Source organism: Chryseobacterium jejuense (assembly GCF_017877355.1).
Classification (GTDB): Bacteria; Bacteroidota; Bacteroidia; order Flavobacteriales; family Weeksellaceae; genus Chryseobacterium; species Chryseobacterium jejuense_A.
This window is the reverse complement of sequence record NZ_JAGIPR010000001.1, coordinates 213161-228688: the sequence shown is the minus strand read 5'-3', so window position 1 is coordinate 228688 and position 15528 is coordinate 213161. Positions and strand designations below refer to the sequence as shown.

The 15528-nt window shown below is 34.7% G+C and carries 17 protein-coding genes and 1 tRNA gene; 13 read left to right on the top strand and 5 right to left on the bottom strand.

What is annotated here, in order from left to right:
- The first annotated feature begins 1 nt into the window (after window position 1).
- From recF to J2772_RS00945, 8 genes are all read left to right on the top strand, one after another.
- The gene (gene recF / locus J2772_RS00980) at window positions 2-1081 is read left to right on the top strand and encodes a DNA replication/repair protein RecF (RefSeq protein ID WP_209912482.1); all 1080 of its coding nucleotides are present in this window, start codon (window positions 2-4) and stop codon (window positions 1079-1081) included.
- A gap of 7 nt (window positions 1082-1088) precedes the next feature.
- Window positions 1089-1385, top strand: coding sequence for a hypothetical protein (locus J2772_RS00975; protein WP_209912480.1), 297 nt, complete (start codon window positions 1089-1091; stop codon window positions 1383-1385).
- Window positions 1386-1498: 113 nt separating this feature from the next.
- Entirely contained in the window at window positions 1499-1930 is a 432-nt protein-coding gene (locus J2772_RS00970; RefSeq protein WP_209912478.1) for a type VI secretion system amidase effector protein Tae4, read from the top strand.
- A gap of 11 nt (window positions 1931-1941) precedes the next feature.
- The gene (locus tag J2772_RS00965; protein WP_209912476.1) at window positions 1942-2418 is read left to right on the top strand and encodes a hypothetical protein; all 477 of its coding nucleotides are present in this window, start codon (window positions 1942-1944) and stop codon (window positions 2416-2418) included.
- 143 nt (window positions 2419-2561) lie between these two features.
- On the top strand, window positions 2562-3143 hold the full coding sequence (locus tag J2772_RS00960) for a Crp/Fnr family transcriptional regulator (RefSeq protein ID WP_209912474.1): 582 nt from the start codon (window positions 2562-2564) through the stop codon (window positions 3141-3143).
- A gap of 245 nt (window positions 3144-3388) precedes the next feature.
- The gene (locus tag J2772_RS00955; protein ID WP_245365044.1) at window positions 3389-4225 is read left to right on the top strand and encodes an MBL fold metallo-hydrolase; all 837 of its coding nucleotides are present in this window, start codon (window positions 3389-3391) and stop codon (window positions 4223-4225) included.
- 10 nt (window positions 4226-4235) lie between these two features.
- The gene (locus J2772_RS00950; RefSeq protein ID WP_245365042.1) at window positions 4236-4697 is read left to right on the top strand and encodes a nuclear transport factor 2 family protein; all 462 of its coding nucleotides are present in this window, start codon (window positions 4236-4238) and stop codon (window positions 4695-4697) included.
- Window positions 4698-5023: 326 nt separating this feature from the next.
- Entirely contained in the window at window positions 5024-5641 is a 618-nt protein-coding gene (locus J2772_RS00945; RefSeq protein WP_245365041.1) for a DsbA family protein, read from the top strand.
- Window positions 5642-5678: 37 nt separating this feature from the next.
- Here J2772_RS00945 and J2772_RS00940 read toward each other — a convergent pair whose 3' ends face one another.
- Genes J2772_RS00940 through J2772_RS00930 form a run of 3 tightly spaced genes read right to left on the bottom strand, consistent with a single transcriptional unit; the run spans window position 5679 to window position 9457 of the window.
- Window positions 5679-7709 (bottom strand): recombinase, encoded by a 2031-nt coding sequence (locus J2772_RS00940; RefSeq protein ID WP_209912470.1) that lies wholly within the window; start codon window positions 7707-7709, stop codon window positions 5679-5681.
- Between the two features lie 13 nt (window positions 7710-7722).
- Window positions 7723-8367, bottom strand: a complete 645-nt coding sequence (gene mtgA, locus J2772_RS00935) for a monofunctional biosynthetic peptidoglycan transglycosylase (RefSeq protein ID WP_209912469.1) — start codon at window positions 8365-8367, stop codon at window positions 7723-7725.
- A gap of 43 nt (window positions 8368-8410) precedes the next feature.
- A complete protein-coding gene (locus tag J2772_RS00930; protein ID WP_245365039.1) occupies window positions 8411-9457 on the bottom strand; it encodes an ABC transporter substrate-binding protein in 1047 nt (348 codons plus the stop codon).
- 59 nt (window positions 9458-9516) lie between these two features.
- Here J2772_RS00930 and J2772_RS00925 point away from each other — a divergent pair.
- Window positions 9517-9590 (top strand) — tRNA-Arg (locus J2772_RS00925).
- A 21-nt stretch (window positions 9591-9611) separates the two neighbouring features.
- Here J2772_RS00925 and J2772_RS00920 read toward each other — a convergent pair.
- The gene (locus tag J2772_RS00920) at window positions 9612-10658 is read right to left on the bottom strand and encodes a recombinase family protein (protein WP_209912467.1); all 1047 of its coding nucleotides are present in this window, start codon (window positions 10656-10658) and stop codon (window positions 9612-9614) included.
- 807 nt (window positions 10659-11465) lie between these two features.
- On the opposite strand from J2772_RS00920, the gene J2772_RS00915 reads away from it, so the two are divergent.
- The 4 genes from J2772_RS00915 to J2772_RS00900 all read left to right on the top strand — a co-directional run bounded on the left by J2772_RS00915 (window position 11466) and on the right by J2772_RS00900 (window position 14706).
- Window positions 11466-12038: a Crp/Fnr family transcriptional regulator gene (locus J2772_RS00915; RefSeq protein WP_209912465.1), complete on the top strand. Its 573-nt coding sequence runs from the start codon at window positions 11466-11468 to the stop codon at window positions 12036-12038.
- Between the two features lie 96 nt (window positions 12039-12134).
- Window positions 12135-12659: a YceI family protein gene (locus J2772_RS00910; protein WP_209912463.1), complete on the top strand. Its 525-nt coding sequence runs from the start codon at window positions 12135-12137 to the stop codon at window positions 12657-12659.
- Window positions 12660-12670: 11 nt separating this feature from the next.
- Entirely contained in the window at window positions 12671-13843 is a 1173-nt protein-coding gene (locus J2772_RS00905) for an NAD(P)H-dependent flavin oxidoreductase (protein ID WP_245365038.1), read from the top strand.
- A gap of 374 nt (window positions 13844-14217) precedes the next feature.
- Window positions 14218-14706, top strand: a complete 489-nt coding sequence (locus J2772_RS00900) for a hypothetical protein (protein WP_209912461.1) — start codon at window positions 14218-14220, stop codon at window positions 14704-14706.
- Window positions 14707-14867: 161 nt separating this feature from the next.
- On the opposite strand, the gene J2772_RS00895 is transcribed toward J2772_RS00900, so the two are convergent.
- A complete protein-coding gene (locus J2772_RS00895; protein WP_245365036.1) occupies window positions 14868-15506 on the bottom strand; it encodes a LytR/AlgR family response regulator transcription factor in 639 nt (212 codons plus the stop codon).
- Window positions 15507-15528 lie beyond the last annotated feature (22 nt).

Below are 15528 nucleotides of genomic sequence, written 5' to 3'. Positions count from 1 at the left end.
AATGATTATCAAGAAGCTTTCCCTATATAATTTCAAAAACCATTCTGAGAAAAAGTTTGAATTTTCACCGCAAATCAACTGTTTTGTGGGTAATAATGGTGTAGGCAAAACCAATATCCTGGATGCACTGCATTATTTATCAGTTGGAAAAAGCTTTTTAGGGAATACAGATCTGAACAACATAAAAAAAGAAGAAGATTTCTTCACCATTGATGCAGAGATCCAGAATGAAGACGGTGAAGACAATATCAGAATCACCCAGCCTAAAGAAGCCAAGAAGGTGATTAAAAAAAATGATAAAAGCTACGACAGGCTTGCAGATCATATCGGATATCTCCCAAGTGTAATGATTTCGCCTTACGATTCAAACCTTATTTCCGATTCCGGGGAAAGCCGAAGAAAGTTTCTGGATGCTATGATCTCTCAAACGGATTCTGAATATCTTTTTGATCTGATCCAATATCAGAAAACCATTCAGCAGAGAAATGCTTTACTGAAATACTTTGCTAAAAACAGAACCTGGGATAAAGAATCGCTGGAAATTTACGATGATCCGATTACAAGATTCGGAACCAAGATATTTAATAAAAGAAAGGTATTTGTAGAGCAATTAAATCCTATTGTTCAAAACTTCTATCAGATTATTTCGGGTGGAAAGGAAACGGTTTCTGTCATCTATGAATCTCACCTATTGGAACATACTTTTGAGGAACTTTTAAAGGAAAGCCTTGAAAAAGACCGTATGCTGACGTATACATCCAAAGGAATTCATAAAGATGATCTTCTTTTTGAAATGGATCATATTCTCATCAAGAAAATAGGTTCCCAAGGACAGCAGAAATCTTTCCTGATCTCTTTAAAGCTTGCTCAGATGAACCTGGTTAAAGAACTCACCAAAAAAACTCCTATTCTATTGTTGGATGATATTTTTGATAAGCTTGATGATACGAGAGTGGCTCAATTAATTGAACTAGTGAACAAAGAAAGTTTTGGGCAAATTTTCATTACGGATACTCACAGAGAACGTACAGAAAGTGTTGTAAAGAAGATTAATGAAGAAAGTGTCATTTTTGATATATAACACGACTATGAAGAAGAAGAAAAAACGCGAATACCAATCCTCGGAACTTGTGAAATCATTTGCAAGAATCTATGGCTTTGAAGACAAGCTTGTGGCTTTTGATATTAAAGATTTTCTTGAAGATTATCTTGACCAGAGCCTTTTCAATGAAATCAGAAGTGTGAATATTGAAAATAAATGTATTATCCTTAAAATAGATTCTCCCTTACTTAAAAATGATTTTAAAATGCGTAAAACTTTTTATCTGAAAAAGTTCCAGGACAAGTTTGGCGAAGATAAGTTTGATGATCTGCAAATTCTTTAAAATAGGATAGCAATATTACAATTCAACAGAAATTTAAATCTTTTCAAGAAACAATATTTCCCTTTAGTTTGAATTAATATTTTTTTATTAATTTGGATAGAAATTATTTCGACATGATAAGATTTGATATTTTATGGAAAAATCATCCCGGAACACTCAAACCATGCAATGTTGTAGAATTCCCCAATCAATGTGCAATACGTATGAGTGAAGCCTTTAATAAATCAGGAGTGGACCTAGCCTCTTTTTCCGGGGCAAAATGTTGGGAAAAATATGAAGATAAGTTTAGACATATCTTGAGAGCTCAAGAATTAGCTAATTGGGTAGATAAACATCCTGAAGTTTTTGGAAATACATTGAAACTTCAGAGAAAGAAACATCCTACAATGAGTAGTAAAAGCTTCAGGCATAAAGGATTAATTTTCATAAAGGATGGGTGGGGAGCTACAGATCATATTGATTTATGGGATAAAAATTCTTTGAGAGCAGGCTCAGTTGATTACTTATCTTTGGGTATTGAAATATGGTTCTGGCCATTAATTTAAATTCTTTTGATATGAGAACAGTAATTTATATTTCTATCATTATATGTTGTTTACAAGCCTGCAAAGACAACAAGAGAGCTCCAAAAGCAACTGACAAAACAGTAACAACTGATACTGCAAGAATTAATGGGGTTTTACTTGAATTAATAGATAATAGTGGCGTCAGTAAACTGAAAATCACTCCAGATACCTATAAATTTTCAGGAAATATAAAAATTAAATCTCCCTGCTATTTTTTAAGACACAATGGAAAAGTAGTATCGTATGCCTATCCTCAATTTAATATTCAAAAAATAATACTCATATTAGGCAATACTAAAAAGGATAGTTTAAATAAAATTTCCGGTACTGAAATTCAAGGCATTCTATTTAAAAATGACAGTATAAAAATTGTTGGAGCTTTAAAAAATTACAGTCCAATTGATATAGAAACCGGAGTTGATGAAAAAGACTATTGGGGATTCGCTTCCGGAACTTATAAAAATTAGAAGCTCATATATTGTAATGCACAAATATTGATTTCATCGGATTGTTTATCAAATCAAAGTAAAAAATTCAATGGTGTATTCCAAAATTTTGATACCTTTAATAATCATATTTTATATTCTACTGTTCACCAAACACATTCCTAATGATCGAAGCCCTGCATCTCAATATTTCGCGTCATATTTCAAGTTCTCAAACGGATATTACGGAGTTCTGTAATTTATTTATGTCAAAAACCATCAAAAAAAAGGAATTTTTATTAAGAGAGGGTGAAGTATGTAAATTTGAAGCTTTTGTTACCAAAGGGCTTTTCAAGGTATATCATATTGACGCCAAAGGCACAGAACAGATCCTATATTTTGGAATGGAAGACTGGTGGCTTACAGATATTGACAGTTTTGCCAATCAAAGTCCTTCACAGCTTTTTATAGAAGCGATTGAAGACAGTGAGGTGCTTATCATTTCAAAAAAGGACAAGGATTTTGCTTATGAAAATTTCCCTTTTGTAGAGAATCTTTTCCGGATTATGACTCAAAAAACACACAGTGCTTTACAGCGCAGAATGATTGATAATCTCAGCAAAACTGCCGACCAGCGTTATCTGGATTTCATTGAAAAATACCCATCCCTTAATCAAAGGCTTACGAATTTGCAGGTAGCAGCCTATCTTGGAATCAGTCATGAATTCTTAAGTAAAATCAGGAGAAAAACAACCAAAGGAAAATAATAACATCTCTATTTTATCTTTTTTAAAAACAGCTTGACCGCAATTATCTTAGGGACTTCCAACCTATTTCTTTAAGTTACCCAACCTCTTCCTCTACCCCAAAAACTCAAATCACTTCATTTTCATTTATTGAACTTGTTCAATGTGAATCAGAATCAACAGCCGTAATTTTGTACCATACAATTAATAGAAAGATGAAATCATTATTAAAAACAACAGTATTAACATTCATAACATTATTTAATATGTCACAAGCACAAAATTTCAAAACATTAGAAGCAGGAAAATTTACATTAGATGTTTACAATGCTTCAGAAGACAGTTTCGGAGTAGCTTCTGTAATTGTTTCCGGACAAACAGATGCCGTTTTGGTAGACGCACAGTTTACTTTAGCAAATGCAGAAACAGTAGCTCAGAAAATTAAAGATTCCGGGAAGAATTTAAAGGCTATCTATGTTTCCCATAATGATCCTGATTTTTATTTCGGATTGGAAGTTTTCAAAAAACATTTCCCGGGAGTTACCGCTTATGCAACCCCTAAAGTGGTGGAAGAAATTGCCAGCACAGCACAGAAGAAACTTGATGTCTGGGGTGGTCAGTTAGGATCTGCAGTAACCAGCAATGTTGTATTACCGCAAGTATTGAAAGGAAACAGCATTGAATTGGAAGGTGAAAAATTGGAAGTTATAGGTTTAGAGGAGTTCCCGGCAAGAACGTTTGTTTATATTCCTTCCGCAAAAGCAGTAGTAGGTGGTGTCAACGTATTCGGAAATACATTCAATCTTTGGATGGCTGATGCACAAACAACTGAAGCCCGTTCTCAATGGATTAAAGTATTGGATAAAATTGCATCACTACACCCATCAATCGTTATTCCTGCTCATGGAAAATCAACTGATGCTACAGATTTAGCTTCTATACAACATAATAAAGAATATATTCAGTTCTACGAAGAAGCTTTGAAAACGAATACAACATCTGAAGCTTTGGTAAAGGCTATTAAAACTCAATATCCTAATTTGACTTTTGAAACGGCCCTTCAGCTTGGAGCTAAGGTGAATACCGGAGAAATGAAGTGGTAATCTTAACCCTATGAAATCAATCATGTACAGTCTGATGGCTTTATTTCTGCTATCAGGCTGTTCAATAAACAACAACGAGACAATGACCAATTTAGAAATTGTAAAAAGTACATACGAAGGAAAAACATCCGAGGAAAACGGAAAAGCATTAGCACAGCATATTGCGGATGATGTTCAATGGACAGAAGCCAAAGGGTTTCCTTATGCAGGAACCTATGTAGGATTGGAAGAAATTACCAAAAATGTTTTCAGCCGTTTGGGAAGCGAATGGATTGATTATAAATTCACGCCGGAAAATTATGTTGCTGATGGTGATAAAGTAGTTGCTTTTGGAACTTATACAGGAACCTATAAAATAACTATGAAACCATTCTCTGCACGCGTTGCCCATATCTGGCACCTGAAAGATGGTAAAATCATACAATTTGAACAATTCGCAGACAGCAAAACGGTAGTGGACGCGATGAAATAAGGCACTACTAACAATAACCTGAGTTCACGTTAAGAAAATTTCCTGATTCTTTTAAAGCTGGGATCACAAGATGTTTTTAATCAAATTTGAAAAAAAACGTTCGAAAAGGCATTTTATTGAGCTAAGACATTTGCCGCTTTATTGCTGAGTAAAACACCTTTGTGATCTAATAAAACATGAGTATCCTAAAAAAAATTGTAAACATTGCGTGGTAATAGTATACATGAATAGAGTATTGACAAACAATTTTATCACCAATTTAGATTAACCATAAATGTTTTGAGCCCGGTTATATTAAGCTCAAAATACTTCTAAAAAATAACAAAATGAAAATTATATATATCATGGATCCTCTTTGCGGATGGTGCTATGAGAATTCTGATCACACTTTAAAACTATACAATCAATACAAAAAAGATTTAGATTTTGAAATTTTCCCCGGCGGGATGTGGACTGGCTCCAATGTTAGAAAACAATCACCGCAGATGGTTAATTTCTTTCTTCAACACGATATTGCAGTAGCAGAACGTACAGGAATAAGATTCGGTGAAGGTTATTTCGAATTGTTGAAACAGGAAATCATATTAGACAGTGAAATTCCATCCAGAGCTATCGTTTCAGTGAAAAAAATGGCTCCTGAACAAACTGTTCCTTTCATGGTTGCCGTTCAGAAAGCAAGATACTATTGGGGAAAAGATCTCAATCTGGATGCTACTTACCTTGAAATTTGTGAAAGTATAGGGATTAATCCACAACAATTCTCAGAGACTTTTCATTCTGAAGAAATAAAGCAGGCTACTCTGCAAAACTTTAATGAAGCTGTGCAATACGCCCGGTCTTTTCCAACGATGCTGGTTGAGAAAAATGGAAAGTTCACCATCATTGAACAGGGCTATGCTCCTTTTCCTGAATTAGAAAAACGTATTGAACTCCTAAAAAAGTAGAGTTGGTTAACTTTAGATTATCTACCTGGAAATTATCTTAATGCTCTTCAGATTTATTGGAAATTGTACTGCTCATCAAATCATCTGCTTTTTTATCCAATCCTGAACTTAATGGCAGGAAGAATTTTAAAGGATGTTTGATAAAATACCTGAAAATTTCTTTATAAATCTCACTTACCTGTCCAAAATTCATCTTTCTTGACCTAAACGCCAGGAACATGGATAAACTGAAACTTACCAGGAAGTTGAAGAACCCAATTAAGAAAACCGTCACAAAGGATATCCAGAATGTATAGGAATCTACGGAAAAATCTTTTCCATAAAGGCCTAACGCAAAGTTTCCGGCAGCAAAGGTAATGTGTCTTATATCAAGATCAAGCCCGAAAAACATCCCTACAGGTGCCGTTGCTCCAAGGAAAACTCCGAACCAGAAATTAGAAACAATTCCAGGCCAGTTTTTAGCATAATATTTTGATAACCCTTTGGCAAATTTCTTTCCGAAAAAGCTTCTGATGGAAAGGTTTTTCGCAATTCTTTCCGGAATTTGATAAAATACGGAGTTGTTTCCGATATTTCCGGAGATAATTCCCGAGATGAAAAGATAGAAACCAGCAATACTGGCATGAAGAATTGCTTTGGACTTGAAAGGGTCAAGGTCTTTTAGCAGTTTATCTGATCTGTCTACAGCAAGATTTTGTGAGAAAAATACGTCCAGTCCATAAATAATGGCAAGCGCTATCGGAAATGCCAGTAAAACGTTTCCTACGAAGGCTATAAACTGGCTTCGGAAAAGCTTGGAGACAAGGTGGGCAAATTCGGTATTATTTCTTTTGCTGTTTCCTTCTTCAGACAATACTTTGGTCATCGTAGCGGCAGTCATCGCCGGCTGTTTTGTAGCCAATGTAAATCCCATCAGATAGATCATTACAAATCCCATCGCATAGTTCATGGAATATAGAAACGCGTGTGAAAAGTCACTTCCGGGAATATATCCGTACAACATTTTCAGGACGCAGAGTGCTCCTACAATAATTCCACCACCACTCGCTTTGTAGAACATGGTCATATATTCCTTTCTGGTGGAAGTAATATAATGAGTTCCCGCTTCTGCAGTGTGATTGGTGATAAGGTGAGAAATTAGCCTTGTACTGTCGTTGATAAGATCAGCAATATTATTTTTGTGTGATTTATAGCTCAGAATATTAAAGACCAACTGTTTTGATCTTATCAGAATATCTTCTTCACTGTCAATAATCAGCAGCTGTACAATTTCATAAATTCTTTCGGTCTGTTGACGGATCTTCAGCAATGATTGGTTAATCTTCCCTGAAATTCCATATTTAGCTGAATTTTTAAAGGCTATATTAACGAATTCCAGACACTGCTCGGAATAAATTTTGATCTGCTTATATCTGCTGTCTTTAGAATGTAATTGTAGCTCAGGATCCTTAATAAGATCGTCTGCCAATGCTTCCAATTCGTTCTGAAGAGCCAAAAATGGATTGGAAAGATTCCTGTATTGCGGCGCCATTCTTACTACTTCCACTTCCATCGCCATTCCGGTTACCCTCCATGAAAGGATATTCATTGAGAAAATAAGTTCCTTCTTTACATTTGGCTTAATGATAAAATCTGCAGCTCCAATGAGTGCCAGGAATTCATTAACCTCGTTTTCCGGAAGGTTGTGAAGATATTTTAAGTCTGTTTTAGGTCTTAGACTTACATTATCAATCATGTACCACACTGTTTTTTCATTTTCAACAGGTGGCAGCACCTTATTCAGGATTCTTTTTTTAAGTTCCGGAAAAAAGGCATTTTCAGAAAGAATATTAGCTTCAGTCAGTGACAGGTTGAATGGTCTTCCTTTAAAAATATTATGGATATAATACTTGAAGTTTTCCGCAAAATTGGGGTTGCTTCTGAGAAAGTTAAGCACATCTGTAAAGTCTGCCCCTTTTACACTCTCTAACAACTCTGCAAAGGGTTCCAAAGAAAGGGTTTCGTTCTTAAAAGAAAAGTATTTTTTAAGAACTGACTCAAAATTTGTACTGGAATTAAAGAATTTCATTAGTACAAAGATACTATTTCAAACTCACATTCCTCATCTGTCTCATGATCCAATTGTGTTTCTTTCTTAAATAAGGGGATGGATTCTTGGGATCGTATTTCTTTGGATTCGGCAGTACAGCAGCAATCCAGGCTGCATCTGATGTACTCAGGTCCTTGGATGATTTACCGAAATAATATTGTGCTGCTGCTTCTACTCCAAATACTCCCTGACCCATCTCAATGGAATTCAGGTATCTTTCAAGGATAATGTCCTTGCTCCATGTTTTTTCAATAATAAAAGTATAGACCGCTTCCAACCCTTTTCTTACCCAGCTTCTGCCCTGCCAAAGAAAGACATTTTTTGCGGTTTGCTGAGAAATGGTACTTCCACCTCTTATTTTTTTGCCTTTTTCGTTATACTTCATTGCTTTTTCGATGGCCGTATAATCGAAGCCATTATGGTCAAAGAATTTCTGGTCTTCTGAGGCAATGACTGCTTTTTTTACATTATTCCCCATTTCATCATAGGAAATATAGTCTCTGTGTAATTTCCCATACTCAAAAAGACCTCCTATCTGAGTAAGGGTAATGGGTGGATTAAAAAATCTTCCCCAAATGATAAAAACCACGTTCAGAACAAGAACGATGAAAATAAACTGTTTAATTCTTTTCCACATAACTTTATAAAAAGGAAAGGCAAAAATAAGCAAATAGTCCGATTTACTGCAATTCTTTCATATAAGTAAGCTGATAATCCGGTAAAAGTTCAGGATGGAAGATTTTAATATAATCTTTAAGGATTAAATCTGCTCTTACTACCCCACTTTCAAAGAAGTCGTTAGCCATTTGTCTTTCTTTTCCAGCCATTGTATAAAGCTTTCCTTTGTTAAATACATCCAGCTTTCCGTAGAAATTATTCATCTTCAGCATTTCTTTTTTTGAAGTGTGATTCCCTGCATTTACCCAATATTGCACACCACTGGTCTTCGCAAATACTTCTTCAAAGCTCATCGTTAAAGCTTTTTCATCCTTATTATCTTTCATGATATAGGTAGCATTGGCATCAGCAATATAATGAGCTACGGAAGTGTTTCCACCCGGAAGATACCAAATATCACCATACATTTCATTGGCCAATACAACTGGTTTTTCTTTTGCTGTTAAGGCCAGTTTCTTCAGATCATTATAGTTTTTCTCCACTTCCTGGTATTTGATTTCTGCTTCATTTTCCTTTCCGAAAAGCTCTCCGAATAGTTTTATATAAGCTGTTTTTTGCAATGGCTGCTGCTCCATATATTCATCCAGGAATACAACCTGAATTCCATTGTTCTTCAACAGCTGGTAAGCATTGTCAAAACTTGCTATATAATTGGTAAAAATAGCATCCGGTTTCATAGAAATGATTTTCTCCACATTATACTTCTGATCGCTTCCTACATTCTGAATTTTTCCTTCTTTAATCAGGCTCTGAATCTTTTCTGAATAAATATACTCCGGACTTGACACTCCAATGACTAAATTTTCTGCTCCAAGCTCTGAAATATACCCCGCCATACTGGCATTAAGTAGGATAATTTTCTTGAAAGGTGTTTGATTTTGCTTGAAATTATAGGTGAAATTTCCCGATTTCAGCTCCAAGCTTCCATCTTGTTCCCTGTATTGAGTGCGATTGGAGATATTTGTCCAATCTGAGGACGAAATTTTTTGTTCTCTTTTACAAGCAATTAGCGAAAATACCGTGAATAAAAGTAAAATTTTCTGTTTCATGTTTCAAAGAACGGAAAAAAGTGGTATATTTGCAACCGTTAAACAACAAGATAACAAACGGCCTCGTGGCGCAACTGAATAGCGCATCTGATTACGGCTCAGAAGGTTACAGGTTTGAATCCTGTCGAGGTCACAAGACCGACATTTGAAGATTTCACTCTTCGATGTCGGTTTTTTTATTTCCTAATCCGTTGTTATACTGGTAGATACACTGAGCAACAATATTCATTTTAGGTGTTTGAAAACCTTTTCCGTCAAATTCGACTTTTTGGGGAAATATCAAACACCCAATCGTCCTTTTTGTTTGAAGATCTCCCTGCTGATAAAGGTTTGCAAGGTTTTCCATCCCGTCAAGTGCATTTTCTATTTTTGTTCTAATGTTAAGCTCCTTGCTATCCGAAACCATTTGCTGAATTTCCTGTTCCAATTGTTCAATTTGTGATTTCGTGATCCTTTTGATCTCTTTATAATCCTCTTCATCTAATTTATCGACAAGATATTTATCTCTTGCATTAGCAACCTTTTCATTAAGTAAATTGATCTCTTTTGAAATTGACTTTCTTTTAGCTTCTATATCATATGTGAATTGTTTATAATTATCTAAAAGCATCTCCTTCATAAGTTCTTTGATGATAGGATTGTATTCTAGTTTAGAAATTTCAAGCTCAAAGAGTTCATTTAACTTGTCAGAGTCAAACCTGAATCCGCATTTATAATGGCAATGATAGTAATAATAGGTTTTAGACTTTCCTTTTGCACCACTTGCCGTAAGATTCTTTCCACACCAGGGACAAATCAGAAGGCCTCTAAGGGGAAAACGCTCGTTTCCAAGAACTCTTCCACCAGGACCTTCTACTTTTCTTTTTTTGTCCATAATCTGTTGAACCTGATTAAACAAACGTTCACTAATTAATGCTTCATGTTTTCCTTCAGTATAATAAGCTTCCTCTTGTTTATAGTCTTCAATATAGATCTTCCCGCAGTAAACTGGATTTCTCATCGCTTTGGCGAAAGCGCTTCTTGACATTGATACTCCCTCTCTTTTATTCATTTGTAGCCTTACGTGGTCAGCAGGAATATGACCTTTGGAAATCTCATTAAATGCCCAGATAATATTGGAAGCCTCCGGATCCTTAATTGCAATATATTTTTTACCATCTTCATGACTTCTGTTAATATATCCATAAGGAGCTATTCCCATCAATCGTCCCTCTTTTTTTGCTCTTCGCATAAACCAGAGAGAATACCTACAGCCAGCTGTCACGGTATAAATATTTTTAACTAACAGTTTTTCCAGTCACTGCCTATCATAAAAAAGATTCTGCTTTTTTTTCCCATATCCAGCTACCTACTATTAACTGCCCTACTACCAGCATAATGCATACTATATCATTATATGATAGTAGAAACTCTGTAAAATCCTTCTGTCAGATTGATAGCGGATTTCGCAGGTTTCATAATCTGTAACAGAAATACAGAGGTCATACAAAGCTTATTTAAAGACTTAATAAGCCTTAATTAACAGAATACCATCAAAGAGAAATAATCGAAATTAGACGCCTTTATAAGCTAATATAAAGACGTTTAGTTCCTTACACACCACGTTACATATTACACTTTAAATAAAGCATTTCTAATTTAATAAAGCGTATGAGGCGTTTATCTTGAATACTCCATGAAAAAGCAGCCAATATAATCATACCCTATAAATAAGCACTTTATAATAGTATTATAATGGGGTACTTTTTACTACTGCCCGACTTTGGTACAGTTTCCCACAATATATATATGATACAATTTAGCTTAAATATGCGTCCACACAAAAAAAGCATAAAAATCACACTTTTTATCATTGAAAATCAAATAATTATGTATATCAATTCATAAAGATTAAAAAAATGGCGCAATATCTATTGTTATTATTGACGCAATGAGTAAATTAGAAAGTTAGTGGCAAGTGTAACGGACACCCTACACAGTAACAACAGACAACAAATATCAAGAGTTAATGAGCCAAATTTTACGACAACAAATAGAAAAAATAATTCAAATTACCGACACCGAGTTTGACTATATTTTGTCGCATTTTACAAACAAGAAATTCAAAAAGCATCAGTTTGTAATTCAAGAGGGACAATTCGTTGAGAATGATTTTTTTATTTTGAGCGGTTGCCTCAAATCTTATAGTACAGATGCCAACGGCAAAGACCACATCATTCAATTTGGAATGCAAGACTGGTGGATTACAGACTATCAAGCCTATTACAACCAAAGCACAGCAACAGTAAATATTGACTGTATTGAAGAAACTGATGTGCTTTGTCTTTCATTTAGAAACAGAGAAAAACTTTGTGCCGAAATGCACAAAATTGAACATTTCTTTCGCAAAAAAACGAATAAAAGAAATGTAGCCTTACAAAATCGAGTTCTTTCTTTATTGAGTAGCAACGCCAAAGAACGCTACGACAAACTTTTAGAACAGTATCCCCAACTTTTTCAAAAAGTGCCAAAGCAATTAATCGCTTCATATCTTGGTGTAACAAGAGAAACTTTGAGCCGTTTCAATTCTGCCAAAAAATAATGTGATGTACCTCACATCAAAGTTGTGTGGTATATCCTTTTCATTTCTTTGCATTCCACAGACCTTTGTGCCATTAATAATTTAAACAAACTTAAAATGGCAATTTTTAAAATTCAAACAGCAAGCAGTACAGTAAACTGGACTGGCAAAAAAGTATTAGGCTTACATACGGGAGGCATCAATATTGCAAACGGCTTTATTGAAACCACAGACAACTTTATCAAAAGTGGCGAAATCCAAATTGATATGACTTCAATCGTTATCACAGATATTGAAGACAAAAAAACTCACGATGATTTTTTAGGACACTTAAAAAATGATGATTTTTTTGCAGTTGATAAATTCAAAATTGCAAAACTTGTTATTTCAGGTTCAGAAAAAACAGAGAACAACAAATTAAAAATTGATGGAACACTGACAATAAAAGACATTTCACATCCTGTTAGTTTTATTGCTTCTGTTGAAATATTTACCGATTTCCTACACTCACTTGGCGAAATAATAATCGACAGAACAATGTACAATATTCGTTATGGCTCAGGCAAATTTATTGACAACTTGGGAGACAAGCTTATTCACGATGAATTTGTTTTACAGTTTAAACTCATTGGACAAGTATAATTTTAAAACAAATGAAAAGGCGAAGTGCAGTAAAAGCAATTGTTTTAGCTGGTGTTTCAAGCACTTCGCTTTTATCTTTTGCAAAGCAATCAACAGAAATAAATAAAAAGAAGATGTGGAATAAAACAAAATTTACAAAACTGTTGGGAGTAGATTACCCAATAGTTCAAGGTCCTTTCGGTGGTGGTCTTTCATCTGTAAATCTCACAAGTACCGTTTCAAATGCAGGTGGATTAGGTTCATTTGGTGGACAACCTTTTTCAGCAAATGAAATAATTGAAACTTGTAAAGCCATCAGAAAAGAAACAAATAAACCTTTTAACATCAATTTATGGGTAAACGACAGAGATGCTCGTTTGACAACTTTTGGCGATGAAGAATATGAGAGATTAGTTGAACTTTTCAAACCATATTTTAACGAATTAGGTTTGGCAATACCTAAAAGACCAACTAACCTTGGTGCAAAGTTTGAAGACCAAATTGAAGCAATATTTGAAGCAAAGCCGAAAGTTTTTAGTTTTGTTTATGGTATTCCAACTTCTGAAATTTTAGAAAAGTGCAAATCGTTAAGAATTTTAACCGTTGGTGCTTGTACAACAGTTGATGAAGCCATTGCATTGGAAAATGCAGGAGTTGATTCAATAGTTGCTACAGGATTTGAGGCAGGTGGTCATCGAGTTTCATTTCTAAAGTCGGCAGAAGATTCTTTGACAGGAACATTTTCATTAATTCAACAAGTGGCAGAGAGCCTTAAAATTCCTATAATTGCGGCTGGTGGCATTGCAGATTCAAGGGGAATAAAAGCTGCATTGGCTTTGGGTGCAGACGCTGTACAAATGGGAACAGCATTTTTAGCAACGACACAATCCAATGCTTCACAAGACCATAAAGACATACTTTTTACAGCAGATGCAAAATACACAACGCTTACAAAAGTATTTACAGGCAGACTATCAAGAGGCATTCGGAACAGACTTACAGAAGAATTAAAAAATCACGAAGACTTATTTGCACCATATCCATTACAAAGTAAATTTATGGGTTTACTAAAAGCATATCCTGCAACTGCAAACTCTAACCCTGACTTTAAATCCTTTTGGGCTGGACAATCTTCATCGTTGTTAATACATCGGGACGCTAAAATTTTATTAGAAACATTGGTAAGCGAAATGAATAAAATGTAACTTGCTGACAGAAAAACGCCAGCCACTAACAGGGGTTTGGCAAAATGGGGGCAGAAGTGCTGAATTAAACATTTGTAATTCTATTTGGCCTATGTGGTTTGTTGAACATTTGTACTTCTTGAAGATTACCTAGAATGCATTAAAAAATCGAAAAAACTTAGTAAAGCATTACCTGCTGTAATTAGTGAAATAAATAATCTAAGTTATTCCATTTACAATGATTACTACCCGCCTACAGTCTTGGAACAGGCATGGCTAATGAGAGCAAGTTGTCCTTTACATTTATTCTCTAATTACAATAATAACCTTAAAATTCAAGGGGTGTATGACGATTCTGAATTGAATTGAATTGAATTGAATTGAATTGAATTGAATTGGATTGGATTATTAAAAAGGGGTTCATTGAAAGCTTGGAAAATAAAGAAAGTAACAAAGCTTATCAATTATTCAAAAAATATCACAGTGCTGACTATCGAAAAAATTATGATAAAATCATCTGCATTTCACCATTTAACATATTAACTCCGAAGCAAGTAAAAACGTTTCAGCTAACATTATTGGAATTCATGGCAACAAACGAAATCATTATCGAAAGTTTGCCAACAAGTAATATTAGAATTGGCTTTCATAAAGACTTTTCGACATATCATCTTAAGAATTGGATAAAATGGAATATGGAAGGACATAAAATACCTCCGATTGTACTTGGCTCAGATGATACAGGTATCTTTGCAACGAATATTTATAATGAATATGCCAGTGTGTTTTGTGCGTTAATGACTGAAGAATTTTTAGGACTTGATGAGGGAATGGATGTACTTAAAAATATAAATAAGAACAGTCTTTTATATAAATTTTCATAATTTCATTTATATAACCATTCCTTCCCTTTGAAATTTAATACAGATTTTAAACACGTAAAAATGTAAATTTGCAACCGCTTTTCAAAAGATGGGTGATAAAATAATTTTAAGTAGACTGGCTATTTGTACTGAATTCCTGCGGGCCTGCCATTTTCGGCAAATTATTTTAAGCAGAGATATTTTAACGCTTGCTGGACAAGTTCTTTGTAATTGGTACCAATTGAAATCACCCGTTCGCCGATTTCAATATCATTCGCAGTAAAAGCTGTAATTTTATTTATATTAATGAGGAATGATCGGTGAATACGTAGAAAATTGAATTGCCTTAATTCTTGTTCAATTATGGTGATCCTATATTTCGTTGTCACATGTCGTTGGCTACAATGGATGGTAATATAATCTTTGTTACTTTCAATATAAAGAATATCAGCAATGTCCAACCTATGAAATTTGCCACCTGACCTGATGGTGATCGATTGGTCTTTTGCCGTAGGCATTATGTCTTGGGGCTGGATTTTTCGGGTTCTAAGATAACGGTCTATTGCTTTAAAAAAACGCTCAAAAGTAATCGGTTTTAATAAATAATCTACAACATCCAGATCATATCCCTCAATGGCATATTCTCTGAAAGCAGTCGTAATAATAACAGCCGGAGGGTGCTTCAGCGTTTTTAAAAAATCTATTCCATTCATCTGTGGCATCTTAATATCCAAAAAGATCAGGTCAATTGCCTCACACCGTATAATTTCCAGGGCTTTTAAGGCATTGGTCGAAGTTGCTGCCACTTCGAATATATCCATTCTTTTTAGATGAGTTTGGAGC

Bases quoted from the DNA above. Each gene is read 5' to 3' on its own strand.
- recF (WP_209912482.1), top strand. From the start codon at position 2: ATGATTATCAAGAAGCTTTCCCTATATAATTTCAAAAACCATTCTGAG.
- J2772_RS00975 (WP_209912480.1), top strand. From the start codon at position 1,089: ATGAAGAAGAAGAAAAAACGCGAATACCAATCCTCGGAACTTGTGAAA.
- J2772_RS00970 (WP_209912478.1), top strand. From the start codon at position 1,499: ATGATAAGATTTGATATTTTATGGAAAAATCATCCCGGAACACTCAAA.
- J2772_RS00965 (WP_209912476.1), top strand. From the start codon at position 1,942: ATGAGAACAGTAATTTATATTTCTATCATTATATGTTGTTTACAAGCC.
- J2772_RS00960 (WP_209912474.1), top strand. From the start codon at position 2,562: ATGATCGAAGCCCTGCATCTCAATATTTCGCGTCATATTTCAAGTTCT.
- J2772_RS00955 (WP_245365044.1), top strand. From the start codon at position 3,389: ATGTCACAAGCACAAAATTTCAAAACATTAGAAGCAGGAAAATTTACA.
- J2772_RS00950 (WP_245365042.1), top strand. From the start codon at position 4,236: ATGAAATCAATCATGTACAGTCTGATGGCTTTATTTCTGCTATCAGGC.
- J2772_RS00945 (WP_245365041.1), top strand. From the start codon at position 5,024: ATGAAAATTATATATATCATGGATCCTCTTTGCGGATGGTGCTATGAG.
- J2772_RS00940 (WP_209912470.1), bottom strand. From the start codon at position 7,709: ATGAAATTCTTTAATTCCAGTACAAATTTTGAGTCAGTTCTTAAAAAA.
- mtgA (WP_209912469.1), bottom strand. From the start codon at position 8,367: ATGTGGAAAAGAATTAAACAGTTTATTTTCATCGTTCTTGTTCTGAAC.
- J2772_RS00930 (WP_245365039.1), bottom strand. From the start codon at position 9,457: ATGAAACAGAAAATTTTACTTTTATTCACGGTATTTTCGCTAATTGCT.
- J2772_RS00920 (WP_209912467.1), bottom strand. From the start codon at position 10,658: ATGGGAATAGCTCCTTATGGATATATTAACAGAAGTCATGAAGATGGT.
- J2772_RS00915 (WP_209912465.1), top strand. From the start codon at position 11,466: ATGAGCCAAATTTTACGACAACAAATAGAAAAAATAATTCAAATTACC.
- J2772_RS00910 (WP_209912463.1), top strand. From the start codon at position 12,135: ATGGCAATTTTTAAAATTCAAACAGCAAGCAGTACAGTAAACTGGACT.
- J2772_RS00905 (WP_245365038.1), top strand. From the start codon at position 12,671: ATGAAAAGGCGAAGTGCAGTAAAAGCAATTGTTTTAGCTGGTGTTTCA.
- J2772_RS00895 (WP_245365036.1), bottom strand. From the start codon at position 15,506: ATGGATATATTCGAAGTGGCAGCAACTTCGACCAATGCCTTAAAAGCC.